This is a genomic window from Pandoraea terrigena, from assembly GCF_902459705.1.
Classification (GTDB): domain Bacteria; phylum Pseudomonadota; class Gammaproteobacteria; order Burkholderiales; family Burkholderiaceae; genus Pandoraea; species Pandoraea terrigena.
Map to the genome: position 1 here is coordinate 368,724 of NZ_CABPRU010000003.1, position 16,907 is coordinate 385,630.

Annotated in this window: 14 protein-coding genes; 9 read left to right on the forward strand and 5 right to left on the reverse strand. The window is 65.3% G+C overall.

Annotated elements, in window-relative coordinates; translation table 11 throughout:
- Positions 1-6 precede the first annotated feature (6 nt).
- Together PTE31013_RS09315 and PTE31013_RS09320 are read left to right on the forward strand one after the other, a co-directional pair.
- Positions 7-834, forward strand: coding sequence for an AraC family transcriptional regulator (locus tag PTE31013_RS09315; protein WP_150612524.1), 828 nt, complete (start codon positions 7-9; stop codon positions 832-834).
- A gap of 75 nt (positions 835-909) precedes the next feature.
- Positions 910-1,335 carry a cupin domain-containing protein gene (locus tag PTE31013_RS09320; RefSeq protein WP_150612525.1) on the forward strand — a complete coding sequence of 142 codons (426 nt, stop codon included), beginning with the start codon at positions 910-912 and terminating at the stop codon, positions 1,333-1,335.
- Between the two features lie 219 nt (positions 1,336-1,554).
- On the opposite strand, the gene PTE31013_RS09325 is transcribed toward PTE31013_RS09320, so the two are convergent.
- The 5 genes from PTE31013_RS09325 to PTE31013_RS09345 form a co-directional block, all read right to left on the reverse strand.
- Positions 1,555-2,727: a Fic family protein gene (locus PTE31013_RS09325; protein ID WP_150612526.1), complete on the reverse strand. Its 1,173-nt coding sequence runs from the start codon at positions 2,725-2,727 to the stop codon at positions 1,555-1,557.
- A gap of 180 nt (positions 2,728-2,907) precedes the next feature.
- Positions 2,908-4,530 carry an acyl-CoA synthetase gene (locus tag PTE31013_RS09330; RefSeq protein ID WP_150612527.1) on the reverse strand — a complete coding sequence of 541 codons (1,623 nt, stop codon included), beginning with the start codon at positions 4,528-4,530 and terminating at the stop codon, positions 2,908-2,910.
- A complete protein-coding gene (locus tag PTE31013_RS09335) occupies positions 4,527-5,696 on the reverse strand; it encodes an acetyl-CoA acetyltransferase (RefSeq protein WP_150612528.1) in 1,170 nt (389 codons plus the stop codon). The genes PTE31013_RS09330 and PTE31013_RS09335 overlap by 4 nt, the downstream gene beginning before the upstream one ends.
- Before the next feature lie 35 nt (positions 5,697-5,731).
- Positions 5,732-6,490 (reverse strand): SDR family NAD(P)-dependent oxidoreductase, encoded by a 759-nt coding sequence (locus PTE31013_RS09340; protein ID WP_150612529.1) that lies wholly within the window; start codon positions 6,488-6,490, stop codon positions 5,732-5,734.
- A gap of 123 nt (positions 6,491-6,613) precedes the next feature.
- Positions 6,614-7,435, reverse strand: coding sequence for an SDR family NAD(P)-dependent oxidoreductase (locus tag PTE31013_RS09345; protein ID WP_150612530.1), 822 nt, complete (start codon positions 7,433-7,435; stop codon positions 6,614-6,616).
- A gap of 253 nt (positions 7,436-7,688) precedes the next feature.
- On the opposite strand from PTE31013_RS09345, the gene PTE31013_RS09350 reads away from it, so the two are divergent.
- From PTE31013_RS09350 to PTE31013_RS09380, 7 genes are all read left to right on the forward strand, one after another.
- Positions 7,689-8,582: an IclR family transcriptional regulator gene (locus PTE31013_RS09350; protein WP_150612531.1), complete on the forward strand. Its 894-nt coding sequence runs from the start codon at positions 7,689-7,691 to the stop codon at positions 8,580-8,582.
- Positions 8,583-8,656: 74 nt separating this feature from the next.
- The gene (locus tag PTE31013_RS09355) at positions 8,657-9,553 is read left to right on the forward strand and encodes a PCC domain-containing protein (protein ID WP_246174126.1); all 897 of its coding nucleotides are present in this window, start codon (positions 8,657-8,659) and stop codon (positions 9,551-9,553) included.
- Entirely contained in the window at positions 9,550-11,880 is a 2,331-nt protein-coding gene (locus PTE31013_RS09360; RefSeq protein WP_150612533.1) for a molybdopterin-dependent oxidoreductase, read from the forward strand. Before PTE31013_RS09355 ends, PTE31013_RS09360 begins: the two co-directional genes overlap by 4 nt.
- A gap of 56 nt (positions 11,881-11,936) precedes the next feature.
- Positions 11,937-12,956 carry a TRAP transporter substrate-binding protein gene (locus tag PTE31013_RS09365; protein ID WP_150612534.1) on the forward strand — a complete coding sequence of 340 codons (1,020 nt, stop codon included), beginning with the start codon at positions 11,937-11,939 and terminating at the stop codon, positions 12,954-12,956.
- 58 nt (positions 12,957-13,014) lie between these two features.
- Positions 13,015-14,877, forward strand: coding sequence for a TRAP transporter large permease (locus PTE31013_RS09370; protein ID WP_150612535.1), 1,863 nt, complete (start codon positions 13,015-13,017; stop codon positions 14,875-14,877).
- A gap of 121 nt (positions 14,878-14,998) precedes the next feature.
- On the forward strand, positions 14,999-15,856 hold the full coding sequence (locus tag PTE31013_RS09375) for a transketolase (RefSeq protein ID WP_150612536.1): 858 nt from the start codon (positions 14,999-15,001) through the stop codon (positions 15,854-15,856).
- Entirely contained in the window at positions 15,853-16,881 is a 1,029-nt protein-coding gene (locus PTE31013_RS09380) for a transketolase family protein (RefSeq protein WP_174978496.1), read from the forward strand. Before PTE31013_RS09375 ends, PTE31013_RS09380 begins: the two co-directional genes overlap by 4 nt.
- The last annotated feature ends 26 nt before the right edge of the window (positions 16,882-16,907 follow it).

Sequence of the window (16,907 nt, forward strand, 5' to 3'; positions counted from 1 at the left end):
GACATCATGAACCGGAAAGCACTGCGCTTGCGTCCCGACTGGGTGAGGCATGCCGAGCCGATAGAAGGCGTCGAGCGCATCGAAGCGTGGTTTCGCGGCAAGGCGTATGCCATGCATCGCCACGACACCTATGCGATTGGCCGCACGCTCGCCGGCGTTCAGCGTTTCAACTATCGACGCACTCAGCAAAACAGCCTGCCCGGGAACACGCTCGTGCTACATCCCGACGAGGCGCACGATGGTCAAGCGGGCACGGACGAGGGGTTCCAGTACCGGATGATTTACGTTGAACCCGCGCTCTTTCAGGACGTCCTCGGCGGACGCGCGCTGCCGTTCCTCGACGGCGGCGTGACGACCGATCCGCGCCTTGCCGCGGCAACCGCGACGTTGCTGCAGCACGTCGGCCATGCGCTCGAGCCGCTCGAGCAGAGCGATGCGCTCGCCGAACTGGCGCACGCGCTTGCCGCCGTTGCCGGCACGCCCGTACGACGCTCGAAAGGCCACTTCCTCTCGGCGCGGCGCGCACGCGACTATCTGCACGCGAACTGCGCGCGCGTCGTCACGCTCGCCGAACTCGAAGCGGCGACGGGTCGCGATCGCTGGAGTCTGTCGCACGACTTTCGTCTGTTCTACGGCACGAGTCCATACCGTTATCTGACGATGCGGCGCCTCGACGCAGTGCGCCGCATGCTGCTCACCGGCACCTCGCTCGCCGACGCCGCCGCGGCCGCGGGTTTTGCTGATCAGAGTCACATGACGCGACACTTCTCAAAGACATTCGGGCTGACGCCGGGGCACTGGCTCCAGGTCGCGGCCCGCTCCCAGCCCGGCTGAAATACCCACGATCGTTCAATACGGCCGCAAGGCGCGTGCGTATCCTCGACGCATTGACGTTGAACGGAGAAAACGATGTCCCAATCCCCGAACCACACCATCGCACCGGCCGAGCGCGGCCAGTGCCAGGCCATCGATCTGGCGGGCAAGATCGCGCAGATCGACGGTCACTGGCAACCGCGCGTCGTGGCTGAAATGAACGATTATCAGTTTAAGGTCGTCAAGGTCAAAGGCGAGTTCCAGTGGCACCGACATGCCGACACCGACGAAACATTCATCGTGCTCGAAGGCGAGTTGCGTATCGATTTTCGCGCGGGGCCTGCGGGCGACGGGGCAATCGTGCTGCGTGCCGGCCAGATGGCGGTGGTACCGAAGGGCGTCGAGCACAAGCCCTGTGCAAACGCAGAAGTGAAGCTGCTGCTGATCGAACCCCGGGGTGTGGTGAACACGGGCGACGGCGCGACGGGCGAGCGTACTGTCGAGAACGACCAGTGGATTTAAGACGGCCCCCCGGCGTATGCCAGGTGAGACGTCAAAGCGGGCGAGCTTGGGCGTTTCGCCGGAGGCGCGATTGTCGTCGACTGGGGCAGGATGCAAAATTGTCCAGTCAGGACGGTTGACCGCAAAAACTTCAATCTCGCATTCACACGGCATGCACGGCAAGCTTGCATTATTGGGGGCGGATCGATCCGATGATCGACGCGCATTCTGAACCGGGTGTCATTGCACGCTTGCGCCGCCAAGCCCGGGTAACGCCCGAATGTCGGCCCACCCTCGCGATTCATTCAGCTCGTAGCTGGTGCTGCGTCCACCCGCATCCGATTTGCGCAGGACGCCAAAGGCCAGCAATTCGGTAATGTCTCGCAGCGCGGTGTCTTGCGAGCACTTGGCGATCGCCGCCCATTTGCTACTGGTGAGCTTGCCCTCGAAGCCATCGAGCAGCCGATTCACCAGCTTCACTTGTCGCTCGTTCAGCGGCGTTGTCGCCCAGCGCTGCCAGAACCGCGTCTTGGCAAGCACCGCGTCAAGTGTGTGCTGTGCCTGATCGACGGCGCGATGCAACGTTTCAAGAAACCAAGCGAGCCACTCGGTGACGTCAAGCGATTGCTTCTGGGTCCGCTCCAAAATGTCGTAGTAGGCCTTGCGCTCCCGCTGAATTTGCGCCGACAGGCTGTAAAAGCGCTGGGGACTGCCATCGGCTCGTGCCAGGAACAGGTCACCGACGGCACGCGCGATACGGCCATTGCCGTCGTCGAACGGGTGCAGGGTGACAAACCACAAGTGCGCAAGCCCAGCCTTGATCAGCCGCGGCTCATTCGACGCGCTATTGGCCCACTCGATAAAGCGGTCCGTCTCGGTTTGGAGTCGATCGGCGGGCGGTGCTTCGAAATGCACGCGCTGACGACCCGGCGGGCCAGAGACCACCTGCATCGAACCGGTGACATCGTCGCGCCACCCGCCCACATTGATCCGGGCAAGGCCCGAGTAACCCGTGGGGAAGAGGGCTGCGTGCCACCCGAACAAACGATCCTGGGTGATCGAGGCGTTGCAGTTGGACGTGGCGTCGAGCACCATTTCGACTACGCCTTCGACGTGACGGTCCACCGGACCCAGGGCACCAATGTCGACGCCGAGGCGGCGTGCGACGGAGGACCGGACAGGCTCGACGCTGAGATGCTCGTCCTCGATCTCGCTGGTCTTGATGACATCCTCTGTCAGCGCCGACAGGCTGGCCTGGTCGCGCAACGCCATTCCGACGTCGGCCAGTCGTCCCATCAACAAACCTTGAGCGCGGCTGACGTCGGCCAACGACTGGACCAAGGCAGCCAGGTCATAGCGCCAGCTCGGCCAGTCGCTGGCCTGCCAGATATAGGTGTAATCGCCGCTTTTCATACGGAGATTATGTGCCACATTCACCGCAGGCGCAAGTTATTCACCGCATAAAATGCGGTGATATCGCCGCTTTTTCGCCGCACGACCAGCGCTGCGGTGGCAGGCTCGTTTCGGTCATTGGGGGTGTTGAACCGGGCACGCCATCCACACGTCAGTCCCCTGCCCGCGCCGCGCCTCCCTTCACTCCGCCAACCTCGCCGACGCCTCAAGCGACGCATCGCGCCGCTTCAACTCGTCGAGCACCATGCGCTTCGGCACCTTCCCGTAGCCCGACTTCGGCAGCGCCTCCCAAAAGACAATTCGCTTCGGAACCTTGTACTTGGCGATACGGGTCTTGAGCCAATCCTGCAGCGCCGATTCGTCCAGACTCGCGCCGCCATGCAAGACGCAGACGGCCACACCGACCTCCCCCCACTGCGCATCCGGCACGCCCACCACCGCGACCTCGGTGATCGCACCGTGCATCAGCATCAGTTCCTCGATCTCGCGCGGATAGACGTTCGAGCCCCCCGAGATGTACATATCCGACGCCCGACCGGTCAGATACACGTAACCACTCTCGTCCATATGCCCGATGTCGCCGGTGCGGAACCAGCCGTCGCGAAACGACTTGGCGTTGGCTTCCGGATTCCGGTAATAGCCGGCGAATACCGCCGGACCAATGACGCAGACTTCGCCCGTCTCGCCCGGCCCCAACTCGTTCCCCTCGTCGTCCTGAATCGTCACCTGCATGCCGCTGCGCTCGAACCCACACGTGCGCGGCCGCAGCGCAACGGTCTCGTCATTGTGGTCGCACGGCGGCAACACCGTGATGTTGCCGGTGACTTCCCCCAGGCCGTAATACTGCACCAGCACCGGCCCCAGCTTGGCCAGCGCACGCTTCTGATCCTGCTCGTACATCGACGCGCCCGCGTAGATCACGTAGCGCAGACTCGCGTGATCGTACGTATCGACGGCTGGGTGCTCGACCAGCATCTTGAGAATCGTCGGCACCGTGAACATGTTGGTCAGCCGATACCGCTCGATCAGCGCGAACGCCTGCGCCGGATCGAGCTTCTGCGCCGGCATCATTACCGTCGTGCCGCCGCGCGCCATCACGTTGAGTTGATGCATACCCGCCCCGTGCGAAATCGGCGCGACGACCAGCGAGCCGTCCTCGTGCGCAAGGCCGGGCAAAAGGTCGCACAGATGGTTGTTGATGACGAACGCAAGCTGCCCATGCGTGAGCACCGCCCCCTTCGGGCTCCCGGTGGTGCCCGAGGTAAAGAACAGCCAGCACGGCGTATCACGCTCGACCACCGCGTTAGTCATCGGCGCCGCCATGTGGCGATCGATCAACGCACTCACCTGCGGCGATGCGTCGGGCACCGCGTTGTCGCCGGTGAACCAGACGATGTGGCAGTCCGCACGCTCGGCGACGACCGCGGCGGCGTGATCGGGATAATCCGTCTGGCACAGGAATACCGCCGGTTCGGCAACACGCGCCATGGTGGCCACCTCGCCCGGCGCGAGCCGGAAGTTGGTCGGCACCCAGACCGCGCCAAGACGAAACACCGCAATCATCGCCTCGATCATCTCGTTGCTGTTGCGCGAGTGGGCGAGCACGGTATCGCCAGCGCCCACACCGAGCGCACGCAACCCCGCCGCGAGCGCCGAGACACGTGCATCGAACGCCTGCCAGGTCCATTCCTGTTCGCCAAAGACGACCGCGAGATGGTTCGGGAAACGACGCGCGTTGCGCGTCGCAAAATAGGCAAGGTTCATCACCCGCGCCGACGTCGGCGTCATGTTGACGAAACTCATTTGGCGCGCTCCATGATCGAGACGTAGTTGGCCACCGCAGCGCCCCCCATGTTGAATACTCCCGCCAGCGTGGCGTCGGCGATCTGCATGTCGCCCGCCTCTCCCGCTAGCTGCATCGCCGCCATCACATGTTGCGACACCCCCGTCGCACCCAGCGGGTGTCCACGCGACTTGAGCCCGCCCGACGGGTTGACCGGCAGACGCCCGTCACGCGTCGTCACGCCCTCCTCGATCGTCCGCCATCCTTCACCGGGTGCGGCGAGCCCCATCGCCTCATACTCGATCATCTCGGCGATGGTGAAGCAGTCATGCGTCTCGACGAGGCTCAGATCCCCCAGCGTCACCCCTGCGTGGCCGAGCGCCTTGCCCCACGCGCGACGCGCCCCCTCGAACGCGATCGGATCGCGCTTCGCGAGCGGCAGGAAGTCGTTGACCTGGACGCGCGCGCGAAACCGAATCGCGCGCGCCATCGTCATCGCGACCTCGGGGGCGGCGATCACCATCGCTGCGGCGCCGTCAGACACGGGCGAGCAATCGGTGCGACGCAGCGGTCCGGCGACGAACGGGTTGTGCTCCGACGGCGCGTTGCAAAACGCGAACCCGAGATCCTTGCGCAAGTGCGCGTAGGGATTGCGCACGCCGTTCGCATGGTTCTTGGCGGCGATCATCGCCAGTGCGTCACTGTGGTCGCCGTGGCGCGCGAAATACGTCTGCGCAATCCGGCCGAAAATGCCGGCAAAACCGTCGGGATTGCTTTCCTCGCGACGATAGCACCCGCTCATCAGGATGTCCGGAATGGCCCGCCCCGGCACTGCGGTCATCTTCTCCGCCCCGATCACCAACGCGAGCTTGCCACGCCCTGCCGCAATAAAATCCATCGCCGCATGAAGCGCCGCCGACCCGGTCGCGCAGGCGTTCTCGACATGCATCGCAGGCGCAAAGCGCAGGCCGGGCTGCGCGAGCGCGGCGAGTGCGCCCTCGAAGCCCTGCGGCGTAAGGCCGTTGTTGTAGACGCCGACCATGACCGCATCGATGTCTTCGGCCACGACGCCCGCATGCGCCAGCGCGTCGTCGATCACATCCCGCATCAGCGCTTCCACGTCGGGGGCATCAAGCTTGCCGAAGCGCGAATGCGCCCAACCGACCAGCATGGGTTGCGTATTCATCTTGTCTCTTCCTTAGACTCGGGCGCTGGTGAACGTCATTCGTCGAGGATGCCTGCGGCAACGAAACCGCCATCGACCGCGAGCGTCTGGCCGGTCACGAAACTCGCCCCCTCCGACGCGAAAAACGCGACCGCGGCAGCAATCTCGCCCGGCTGGCCGTACCGCTTCATCGGCACCTGGCGCAGATACGTCTCGCGCGCCTGCGCCGAGTGGTGTCGGGTGAGCGGCGTCTCGACCGGCCCCGGCGCGACCGCATTGGCCGTGATCCCCCACTGCGCAAGCTCGATCGCGATCTGACGCGTGAGTCCCATCATTGCGGTCTTCGACGTGCCATAACCGGTGCGCCCTGCGCCAGCACGGATGCCGCTCGTCGACGCGATGTTGATGATCCGGCCCCATTGGCGCGCAACCATGCGACGCGCGGCGTGCTGGGCGAGCGCAAGCGGACCGGTCAGGTTGATCTCCATGATGCGGCGGAACGTGTCGAGCGGGAAATCGATAAACGGCGTCAGACTGGCGATGCCCGCGTTGTTGACGAGCACGTCGCATCGGCCATGACGTTCGTCGAGCGCGGCGAAGAACTGTTCGATCGACGCGCCGTCGCCGACGTCGAGCGTCATGGCGTCGGCGCGCTGCCCGCGCGCCACGATCGCCGACGCCACCGTCTGCGCCGCCTCCAGTGCCAGATCACCGACGATCACGGTAAACCCGTCCTCGGCCAGCCGCTCAGCAATCGCCGCGCCAATGCCGCCCGCGCCGCCCGTGATCACCGCGACCCGTGAATCTGCTTGCATGCCTTGCTCCTGTGTGGAATTCGATAGGTTCGATACGCCCGCGCTCAACTTCACACGCGCCGATGAAATGGATGAATCGATGCCGGGCATCGGCGCGATATCGCGCGTCGCCCGCGTCTTGCGTCACTTGAGCGGAACCATTGCGCAGCTCTGGCCACCGTCGACGGGCAAGCCAACGCCCGTGATAAACCTGGCCTGGTCAGAGGCGAGAAACACAGCGGCGTTGGCGACGTCCCACGGGTCGCCCATGCGGCCCATCGGCACCATCTGGTTGCGCGCCTCGATCATGGCTTCCACGCTGCTGTACTGCGACGCGATCTGCGTATAGATCAGCGGGGTGTGAATCGCACCGGGAAGCACGCAATTGGCGCGGATGCCGTGGCGCGCGTACTGCATTGCCATACTGACGGTCGCCTGATTGACCGCAGCCTTCGAGGCCGAGTAAGCGAAATACGGGTAGCCGGTCCACCCCAGCGACGCGAGCGACGAGATATTGATGATCACGCCGCTGCCGCGCTCGATCATATGCGGCAACACGGCCTTCGCCGTGCGATAGACCGAGCCCAGGTTCAGTTCGATGGCGAGATGCCACGTCGCTTCGTCAAGCTCGACCGGCCCGCCCATGTGCGTCACTCCCACATTGTTGTGCAACACGTCGATGCGCCCCAGGCGCGACAGTGTCTCGGCAACCGCCCGCGCAACCGACGCACTGTCGGTGACATCGGCACGCACGGCGAGCGCCGTGCCATCCGCTTGCGTGATCGCATCGGCCGTGGCCTCGGCCAGCTCGCCGTCGAGATCGACGCAGCACACGCTCGCCCCGGCGCGCGCGTAAGCGGCAGCCGCCGCCTTGCCATTGTTCCAGCCCTCGCCGCGGCAGCCCGCGCCGAACACGATCACGGTCTTGCCGTGCATCGATGCCGTGGCGTTCATGGATGCATTCATTCGCGCCTCCTCGATCTCGTTAAACCAATTAAATCCATAATGTGGACTTTAAATAAAAAGCAATCGACGGATCGAAGAATAGAAGATGACCCGCTTTTGTGGATAGTGCTCGTTAACCACGATTCATAATCAACAACCAATCCCTATAATTTTCACGTAGTTATGCACAACAACTACCCACGATGTGGATTAATCAGCAATTCATCCAAACGTGAAATTCAGAATCAATAGTCCACAATGTGGAGTTTTATAAATGGGTCAATCTCCAGCCGATGAGATACCGCCGCAAGGCAACGCCGCGACGGCATCCGTGGTGTCGATCGAACGAGACGGCTCGCAAAGCATTGATCGCGCGATGGCGTTGCTCAACCTGGTGTCAGCGCAGAGCCGGGTCGGCACGCCGCTGCGCGAACTGGTAGCGCAGAGCGGCCTGAAGCAACCTACGGTGCACCGCCTGCTCGGTGCGCTCACGCGAGCCCGCCTGATCGAGCAGGATCCGCAAAGCAAGCGCTATCACCTCGGCATCGAAAGCTACGTGCTGGGCACGCTGGCGGCCGAGCGCTTCGGCACGCATCGCGTCGCCGTGGGCAGCGTGGTACGGCTCGCGCATCAGTCGGAGGACACCGCCTTCCTGACCGTACGCCGAGGCGATTACGCCGTGTGTCTCCACCGCGAGGAGGGCACGTATCCGGTGCGCGCCCAGGTGCTGACGATCGGGGACTGCCACCCGCTCGGCGTGGGCGCCGGCGCCATCGCCCTGCTGGCCGCACTGAACGATGACGAGGTCGAGCAAACGCTGAGCGCGAACGCGGCCAGTTATCGCGAACATTACCCGTCGATCACGCCCGAGGGGCTGTGGGAACTCGTGCGCGAGACGCGCGAACGCGGCTACTCGACGCACCGCGGTTTGGTGCACCCCGGCTCATGGGGCCTCGGCATCGTGTTTCGCGACGAATCGGGTGCCCCGTCCGGCGCGCTCTCGATCGGCGCGATCGAGAGCCGCATGGGCGAGGATCGTCAGCAAAAATTGGTACGCATGCTGCAGTCCGAGGTACGCAACATCGAACTGCGACTGAAACAACGGATAGAGGCGCACGCGACGGATGCGTCGGTGACGGCGGTCCGCGCCGCCCGTCGCACAAAGTAAGGCCCACTGCCGCACGGCGAGAACGACGAGCACCCCTCGCACGCGCCCACACAATGCCTGGAGACACCGTGAATATGCCCGCCCCTAGACGCCTGACGCAGCCCGGCCCACCGGCTGCGGCGCGGATCGAATCCATCGCCGGCGATGCCCTGTCGCTCACCTTCCCCCTGGCCGGCGGACAAAGCTTGCGCGATGGCATCCTCGCGCCCCTCGAAGCCGCCGGCATGGCCGCGGCCACGGTGCGCATCGAAGGCCTGCGGCTACGCTCGATGCACTACGTGCGCCCGGCCGCATCGCCAGACGACGAGCACGTGGCGTTCTATAGCGAACAACACCGCATCGACGAACCCGTCACGGTCGAGCTGGCCTGCGCGACCGTGGGTCGCCGCGACGGCGGGCCGTTCATCCATTGCCACGCGATGTGGCGCACTGCCGACGGTCGCTGGCAGGGCGGCCATATCTTCTCCGATCAGGTGATCGTCGCGCAGGATACCGAGGCGCGCGCCTGGGGCATCGCCAACGCCGAGATGCGCGCCGACTTCGATGCCGAAACCAACTTCACGCTGTTCCGCCCGGTGCCGATCGAGACACCGCGCCGCCCGGCGTCGACAGCACCCGGCCGGCGATGCGTGGTCGCGCGCATTCGTCCCAACGAGGATCTTGTGCAGAGTATCGAGCAGGTCTGCCGCGACCATGGTCTGCGCGCGGCCACGATTCGCGGCAGCGTCGGCAGCATCGTCGGCGCGCGCTTCGAGAACGCGGCGCCGGTCGACGACATTGCCACCGAGATCTTCGTGCTCGACGGCGCGGTTGCCGAGGCGGCGAACGGTCCGCGCGCAACGCTCGACATCGCACTGATCGACCCGCGCGGCAACATTCACCAAGGTCGCGTAGTGCGCGGCGACAATCCGGTGCTGATCTGCTTCGAGCTGTTCCTGGAGGAGTCCCTGGACGTCGGGACCGCCGCATGACGCGATATACTCTCTCGCACTGGGGCGCCTACGAAGCCGGCGTCGACGCTACGGGCAAAACCTGTCTGCGCCCCTACGCGAACGACAGCGACCCTTCGCCGATCGGCACCTACCAGACCGCCGATTCGCTGCGCGCACTGCGCGTTCGCCGTCCATCGGTGCGGCGCAGTTGGCTGGAAAAGGGGCCAGGGAGCGCCACGCACCTGCGCGGCAAGGAACCCTTCGTCGAAGTGTCGTGGGACGTCGCGCTCGATCTCGTCGCGAAGGAACTCGCGCGGGTTCGCGAGACCTACGGCAACACGGCGATTTTCGGTGGCTCATACGGCTGGGCGAGCGCGGGGCGATTCCACCACGCACAGAGCCAGGTGCATCGCTTCCTGAACTGTGTCGGCGGTTACGTCCGCCATCGGGATTCGTACAGCCTCGGCGCGGCGCATGTGATCATGCCGCATGTCGTCGACGACATGGACGCGCTGATCAGCTACCACCATTCGTGGGACGTGCTCGCCAAACACACCGAACTGTTCGTCACCTTCGGCGGCGTGCCGCAGAAGAATGCGCAGTCGGCACCGGGCGGCGTCGGCCGTCATCGCGTCCCCGGTGGACTGCGTACGATGCACGCCGCCGGCGTCAAGTTCGTCAACATCGGCCCGGTTTCCGACAATCTCGACACCGGCGGCGACGTTGAATGGATCGCGTCGCGCCCCGGCACCGATACGGCATTGATGCTTGCCCTCGCCTGGGTGCTGCGTCACGAGAATCTGCACAACCCCGCGTTCCTCGCCTCGCACTGCGAGGGATATGGCGAATTCGAGCAGTACCTGCTCGGACGTGTCGACGGCATTCCGAAAACGCCCACGTGGGCGGAACCGATCACCGGCGTGTCGGCCGACACGATCACCGCGCTCGCACGACGCATGCACGCAAGCCGCACACTACTCAACGTCGCATGGTCGTTGCAGCGCGCGCATCATGGCGAGCAACCGTTCTGGATGGTCGTCACCCTGGCGGCAATGCTCGGCCAGATCGGCCTGCCCGGCGGGGGCTTCGGCGTCGGCTACGGCAGCGTGAACACCCTGGGCACGCCGCACGACAAACTCGGCGGGCCAACGTTGCCTCAAGGCCGCAATCCGGTCAACGCGTTCATTCCGGTGGCTCGCATTGCCGACATGCTGCTCAAGCCCGGCGAGCCGTTCGACTACAACGGCAAGCGTTATCACTATCCCGACACGCACCTGGTCTACTGGGCCGGGGGCAATCCGTTCCACCATCACCAGGACATCAACCGCCTGTTGCGCGCCTGGCAGACGCCGGACACGATTGTCGTCCACGAGCAATCGTGGACCGCGACCGCGCGATATGCCGACGTCGTGCTGCCGATCTCAACGTCGCTGGAGCGCGACGACCTCGGCTACGCGTCGCAGGAAGCCATCCTGATGTGGATGGCCAAGATCGCCGAGCCGGTCGGCGAATCACGCGATGACTTCACTGTCTTTGCGGGTCTCGCGCAACGGCTCGGCGTCTTCGCGGAGTTTACCGAAGGCCGCGACGCCGCCCAATGGCTCAGGCACATGTATGAAGAAACGCGCGAGCGCTATGCGCGCGCGGACGTCGCGTTACCCGACTTCGACGCCTTCCGCGACGCGGGGATGGTCGATCTTCATTCGCGCGCGCGGCCGGTCGTGATGCTCGAGGCGTTTCGCGCCAATCCCGCCGCCGCGCCACTGAATACGCCGTCCGGGCGCATCGAGCTGTATTCGCGCCGGATCGCCTCGTTCAATATTCCCGACTGCCCGGGTCACGCGTGTTGGCTGCCGCCCGCCGAATGGCTCGGCGCACCGCTCGCGAAGACGTATCCGCTGCACCTGATCTCGGACCAGCCGCGCAACAAGCTGCACAGCCAGCTCGACGGAAGCCCATACAGCGCCGCCAACAAGATTCAGGGCCGTGAGCCGCTCTACATTCACCCGCGCGACGCCGCCGCACGCGGCGTCCACGACGGCGACATCGTCGAGGTGTTCAACGCGCGCGGTCGCTGCCTCGCCGGCGTGCGCATCACCGATCGCATCCTGCCCGGCGTGGTGCGGATGTCCACCGGCGCATGGTACGACCCGGAACCGGACAGCGGGCGCGACAAGCATGGCAATCCCAACGTCTTGACGGCCGACCTGCCGGCCTCGGGCCTGTCGCAAGGCTGCGCCGCGCAGTCGTGCCTGGTCGAGGTCAGCGCGCCGGTCGCCGACCCGCCGCCGGTAAGTGCCTTCGACTTACCCCGCTTCACTATCGCCATCACTGCCGCAACCGCCGTACCGTCCGAGCGCCCCTAGCGCCCGGACGCATCAGGCACCCAAATCCAAAAAAAGCAATCTTCAGGAGACACATCATGCAGAGCCTTTCCCGCCGTTCGATGCTGAAGCTTTCCCTGGGTACGGCGATCGCGGCCCCGGCGATCCTCAAGCACACACGCGTCTACGCTGCCGACTTCACGTTGAAGTACGCCAACAACGCGCCGATGACCCACCCGCTGACGGTACGCATCACCGAGGCCGCCGAGGCCATCCGCAAGGAGACCGGCGGCAAGGTCGACCTGCGCGTGTTCCCGAACAACCAGCTCGGCGGCGACACCGACATGCTGTCGCAATTGCGTGCAGGCGCGCTCGACTTCTTCACGCTGTCGCCGATGATCCTCTCCACACTCGTCCCGAAGGCCGCGATCAGTGGCGTGGGCTTCGCGTTCAAGGGTTACGACCATGTGTGGAGCGCGATGGACGGCGAGTTGGGCGACTACGTGCGCGCGCAGATCGAGCGCGGTGGCCTGCACCCGTTCCCGAAGATTTTCGACAACGGCTTCCGTCAGATCAGCTCGTCGACGCGAACCATCAAGACGCCCGACGACCTGAAGAGTTTCAAGATTCGCGTCCCGCCGTCGCCGATGTGGACGTCGATGTTCCAGGGCTTCGGCGCGGCGCCGCTCACCATCAACTTCGCGGAAGTCTATTCGGCGCTGCAGACGAAGATCGCCGACGGGCAGGAAAACCCATTGGTCACGATCAACTCGGCCAAGCTCTACGAAGTCCAGAAGTACGTAGCAAAGACCAACCACATGTGGGACGGCTTCTGGTTCCTGTCGAACCGCGCCTCGTGGGCCAAGCTGCCGGCGGAAGTCCGCAAGGTGATCGAAGACCAGATCACGGCCGCCGCGATGAAGCAGCGTGTCGACGTCGCGGCGCTCAACGATTCGCTCGAGAAGGATCTGACCGCCAAGGGCATTGCCTTCAACTCGGTCGACGCCGCCGCCTTCCAGAACAAGCTCCAGAGCGCCGGCTTCTACAAGGAATGGCAGGGCAAGTTCGGCGAAGCGGCCTGGGCACTGCTGCAAAAGAGTGCGGGCCGCGCGCTGTGAGCCCCCACAGGCCTTTCGAAGGAGACAGGGTATGAATCGCGCCAGGCTGGAGACTCGCATGAACAAAGGCATATTGCCGCTGCCCCCCGCCGAGGGGGGCGTCATCGCCGCGCTGCAAACCACCTTGGCGAGGTGCGTCGAGTTGCCGGCCGCGCTGCTGGTGCTGGCCGAGATCGTCACGCTGTTCTCCGGCGTCGTCAGTCGCGCCGTGTTCCACAGCCCGCTGGTCTGGTCGGATGAGCTTGCCTCGATCCTGTTCATCTGGCTGGCGATGCTCGGCTCGGTGATTGCCCTGCAGCGCGGCGAACACATGCGCATGACCGCCTTGGTCGGTCGCATGAACGCCGGCCGGCGCGCGTTCCTCGACGTGCTGGCCATCGCCACGCCGCTCGCGTTCCTGCTGCTTTTCATGCCGAGCGCGTACGACTTCGCGGCAGACCAGGCCTTCATCACGACGCCCGCGCTGGAGATTGCCGATTCGTGGCGTGCCGGCGCCATTCCGGTAGGCTGCGCGCTGATGGCGTTGACCGCCCTGCTGCGCCTGGTCCGTCACGGCAACGTGCGCATGGTCGCCGCCGCAGTGGTGACGATTGGCGTGATCGTCGGTGCGCTGCTGCTCGCGCAGCCCGTGCTGCGTGGGCTCGGCAACCTGAACCTGCTGATCTTCTTCGTCGGCTTCGTTGCGCTGATGGTGCTCACCGGCGTGCCGATCGCGTTCTCGTTCGCGCTCGCCACCTTCGGCTACCTGACGCTCGGCACCACCACGCCGGTCGTGATTCTGGCGGGACGGATGGACGAAGGCATGAGTCACCTGATCCTGCTCGCGGTGCCGCTGTTCGTGTTCCTCGGCCTGCTCATGGAGATGACGGGCATGGCGCGCTCCATGGTGGCGTTCCTCGGCAGTTTGCTCGGCCACGTGCGCGGCGGCCTGCAGTACGTGCTGATCGGCGCGATGTATCTCGTTTCCGGCATCTCTGGCTCGAAGGCGGCCGACATGGCGGCGGTCGCCCCGGTGCTGTTCCCGGAGATGCAGCGCCGAGGCGCCAAGCCCGGCGATCTCGTCGCGCTGCTCGCCGCCACCGGGGCGCAGACCGAGACGATCCCGCCAAGCCTGGTGTTGATCACCATCGGCTCGGTGACGGGCGTATCGATCGCGGCGCTGTTCACCGGCGGCCTGCTGCCCGGGGCGATCCTCGGCGTCACGCTGTGCTCGCTGGTGTGGTGGCGCTATCGCCACGAGACGGTGGACAGCGGCGCGCGGGCCTCGGGCTGGGAAATCGCGAAAAGCTTCGCGATCGCGCTGCCCGCCCTCGCGCTGCCGTTCGTGATCCGCGTCGCGGTGATCGAGGGCATTGCCACGGCAACCGAGGTGTCGACCATCGGCATCGTCTACTCCGCCGCGATCGGCGTGCTGATCTACCGCCGCTTCGACCTTAAGCGGGTGTATCCGATGCTGGTCGAGACTGCCTCGCTGACGGGGGCGATCCTCCTGATCATCGGCGCGGCGACCGGCATGGCGTGGTCGCTCACGCAGTCGGGCTTCTCGACGATGCTCGCCGCGGCAATGCGCGACGTCCCGGGCGGTCCGGTCGGCTTCATGGCCATCTCGATCCTGGCGTTCATCGTCCTGGGCAGCGTGCTCGAAGGCATTCCGGCCATCGTACTGTTCGGTCCCCTGCTGTTCCCGGTGGCGCAGAGCGTGGGCATCAACGAGGTGCATTACGCGATGGTGGTCGTCCTGTCCATGGGCATCGGCCTGTTCGCGCCGCCGTTCGGCGTCGGCTACTACTCCGCGTGCGTCATCAGCAAGGTCCATCCCGACGAGGGCATGCGGCCCATCGTTGGCTACATCGTCGCGCTGGCCATCGGCCTGGTGCTGGTCGCCGCCGTGCCCTGGCTCTCGACGGGCTTCCTCACCTGACCTTGGCCGATTCACGCCCCAGGAACTTCCCCCACTCCGGACCTGCCAACGCGGCGCGCGCTGCCATGCAGCGCGTTGCCCGACGCGCGCCGGGACACGTTCACTTTGCACAGGAGACTTCATGAGCACCGTTGCATCGCCCCCCACCGATACCTTGAGTCGGCTCGCGCAACGCGCGCATCGCATCCGCCACAACGCCATCACCATGGCCGAGGTTCAGGGCCAGGGTTATATCGCACAGGCGCTGGGCATCGCCGACGTGCTGGCCGTCGCCTATCTGCATGCCATGAACGTTCGGCCGCAAGAGCCGCAATGGGAGGCGCGCGATCGCTTCCTGCTGTCGGTCGGCCACTACGCCATCGCGCATTACGCCGCGCTCGCCGAGGCCGGCTACTTCCCGAGGGAGGAACTCGTCACCTACGGTTGCGACGACAGCCGCCTGCCGATGTCGGGCATGATGTCGTACACGCCGGGCGCGGAAATGTCGGGCGGCTCGATCGGTCTCGGCCTGCCGATGGCCGTGGGCATGGGACTCGGCCTCAAACGCAAGCAGTCAGCGTCGTTCGTCTACACGCTGATGGGCGATGGCGAGCTTGCCGAAGGACCGACCTGGGAAGCGGCAACGTCGGCATCGGCGTTCAAGCTCGACAACATCATCGCCATCGTCGATGTCAACGGCGTGCAAGCCGACGGCCCGTCAACGGTCATCATGCCGACCGAGCCGCTGGTGCAGAAGTTCGAGGCGTTCGGCTTCTACACCCAACGCGTCAACGGCAACGACCTGCCCGCCGTGCTGCGCGCCTTCGACAATGCCCGGTCTCACGACAAGCCCGTGCCGCGCATCATCATCTGCGACACCAAGATGGGCAAGGGCGTCGATTTCCTCGAAGCCCGCGAAAAAAATCACTTCATTCGCCTCGACCCGCCGGAGTGGCAACGGGCATTCAGCGCGCTCAACGCGCAAGGGAGCGCAGCATGAACACATCCGTAGCCGAAAAACTGTCGACGACGCCAACCGGCCAGCCCCCGGCGCCCGCCATGCCGGCGATTATCGCGTCGTCGGTCGATGAGGGACACCGGACGCGCGCCACGCCCTTCGGCAAGGCGCTCGTCGCCCTGGCCGACGAGCGCCCCGAGATCGTCGGCATGAGTGCCGACCTCGCGAAATATACGGACATGCACATCTTTGCGCAGGCGTATCCGGAGCGCTTCTACCAAATGGGCATGGCCGAGCAGTTGATGGCGACCGCCGCGGGCGGACTGGCCAAGGAGGGTTTCATTCCCTTCGCGTCGACCTACGCGACCTTCGCCGCACGCCGATGCTACGACTTCATCTCGCAGGGAATCGCCGAACAGCACGCCAACGTCAAGATCATTGGCGGGCTGCCAGGCCTGACCACCGGCTACGGCCCCAGCCACCAGGCCACGGATGACATCGCGATCTTCCGTGCGATGCCCAACCTGACCGTGATCGATCCTTGCGACGCCCTGGACATCGAGCAGATCGTGCCGGCCATCGCCGACCACCCCGGCCCTGTGTACCTGCGCGTGCTGCGCGGCAACGTCCCGCTGGTGCTCGACGAGTACGGCTACACGTTCGAACTCGGCAAAGCCAAGCCAATACGCGACGGCAACGATGTCCTGGTCATCTCGACCGGCTTCATGACCATGCGCGCCCTCGACGCCGCCAAGGCGCTGGCGGCCGATCGCATCGACGTGGCCGTGCTGCACGTCCCGACGATCAAGCCGCTCGACGAGGCGACCATCGTGCGCGAGGCAGCGCGTGGCGGGCGTCTGGTCGTCGTCGCGGAAAACCACACAGTGATCGGCGGCCTGGGCGAAGCGGTGGCCGGAGCGCTGATGCGCGCCGAGGTCTCGACGCGCTTTCGCCACATCGGCCTGCCCGACCAGTTCCTCGACGCGGGGTCCCTGCCGGTGCTGCAGGATCGCTACGGCATTTCCCGCAAGGCGCTCATCGCCTCGATCAAGCATTGGTTGGACTGACGCGGGTCAAGCGAGCGCGACGAGGG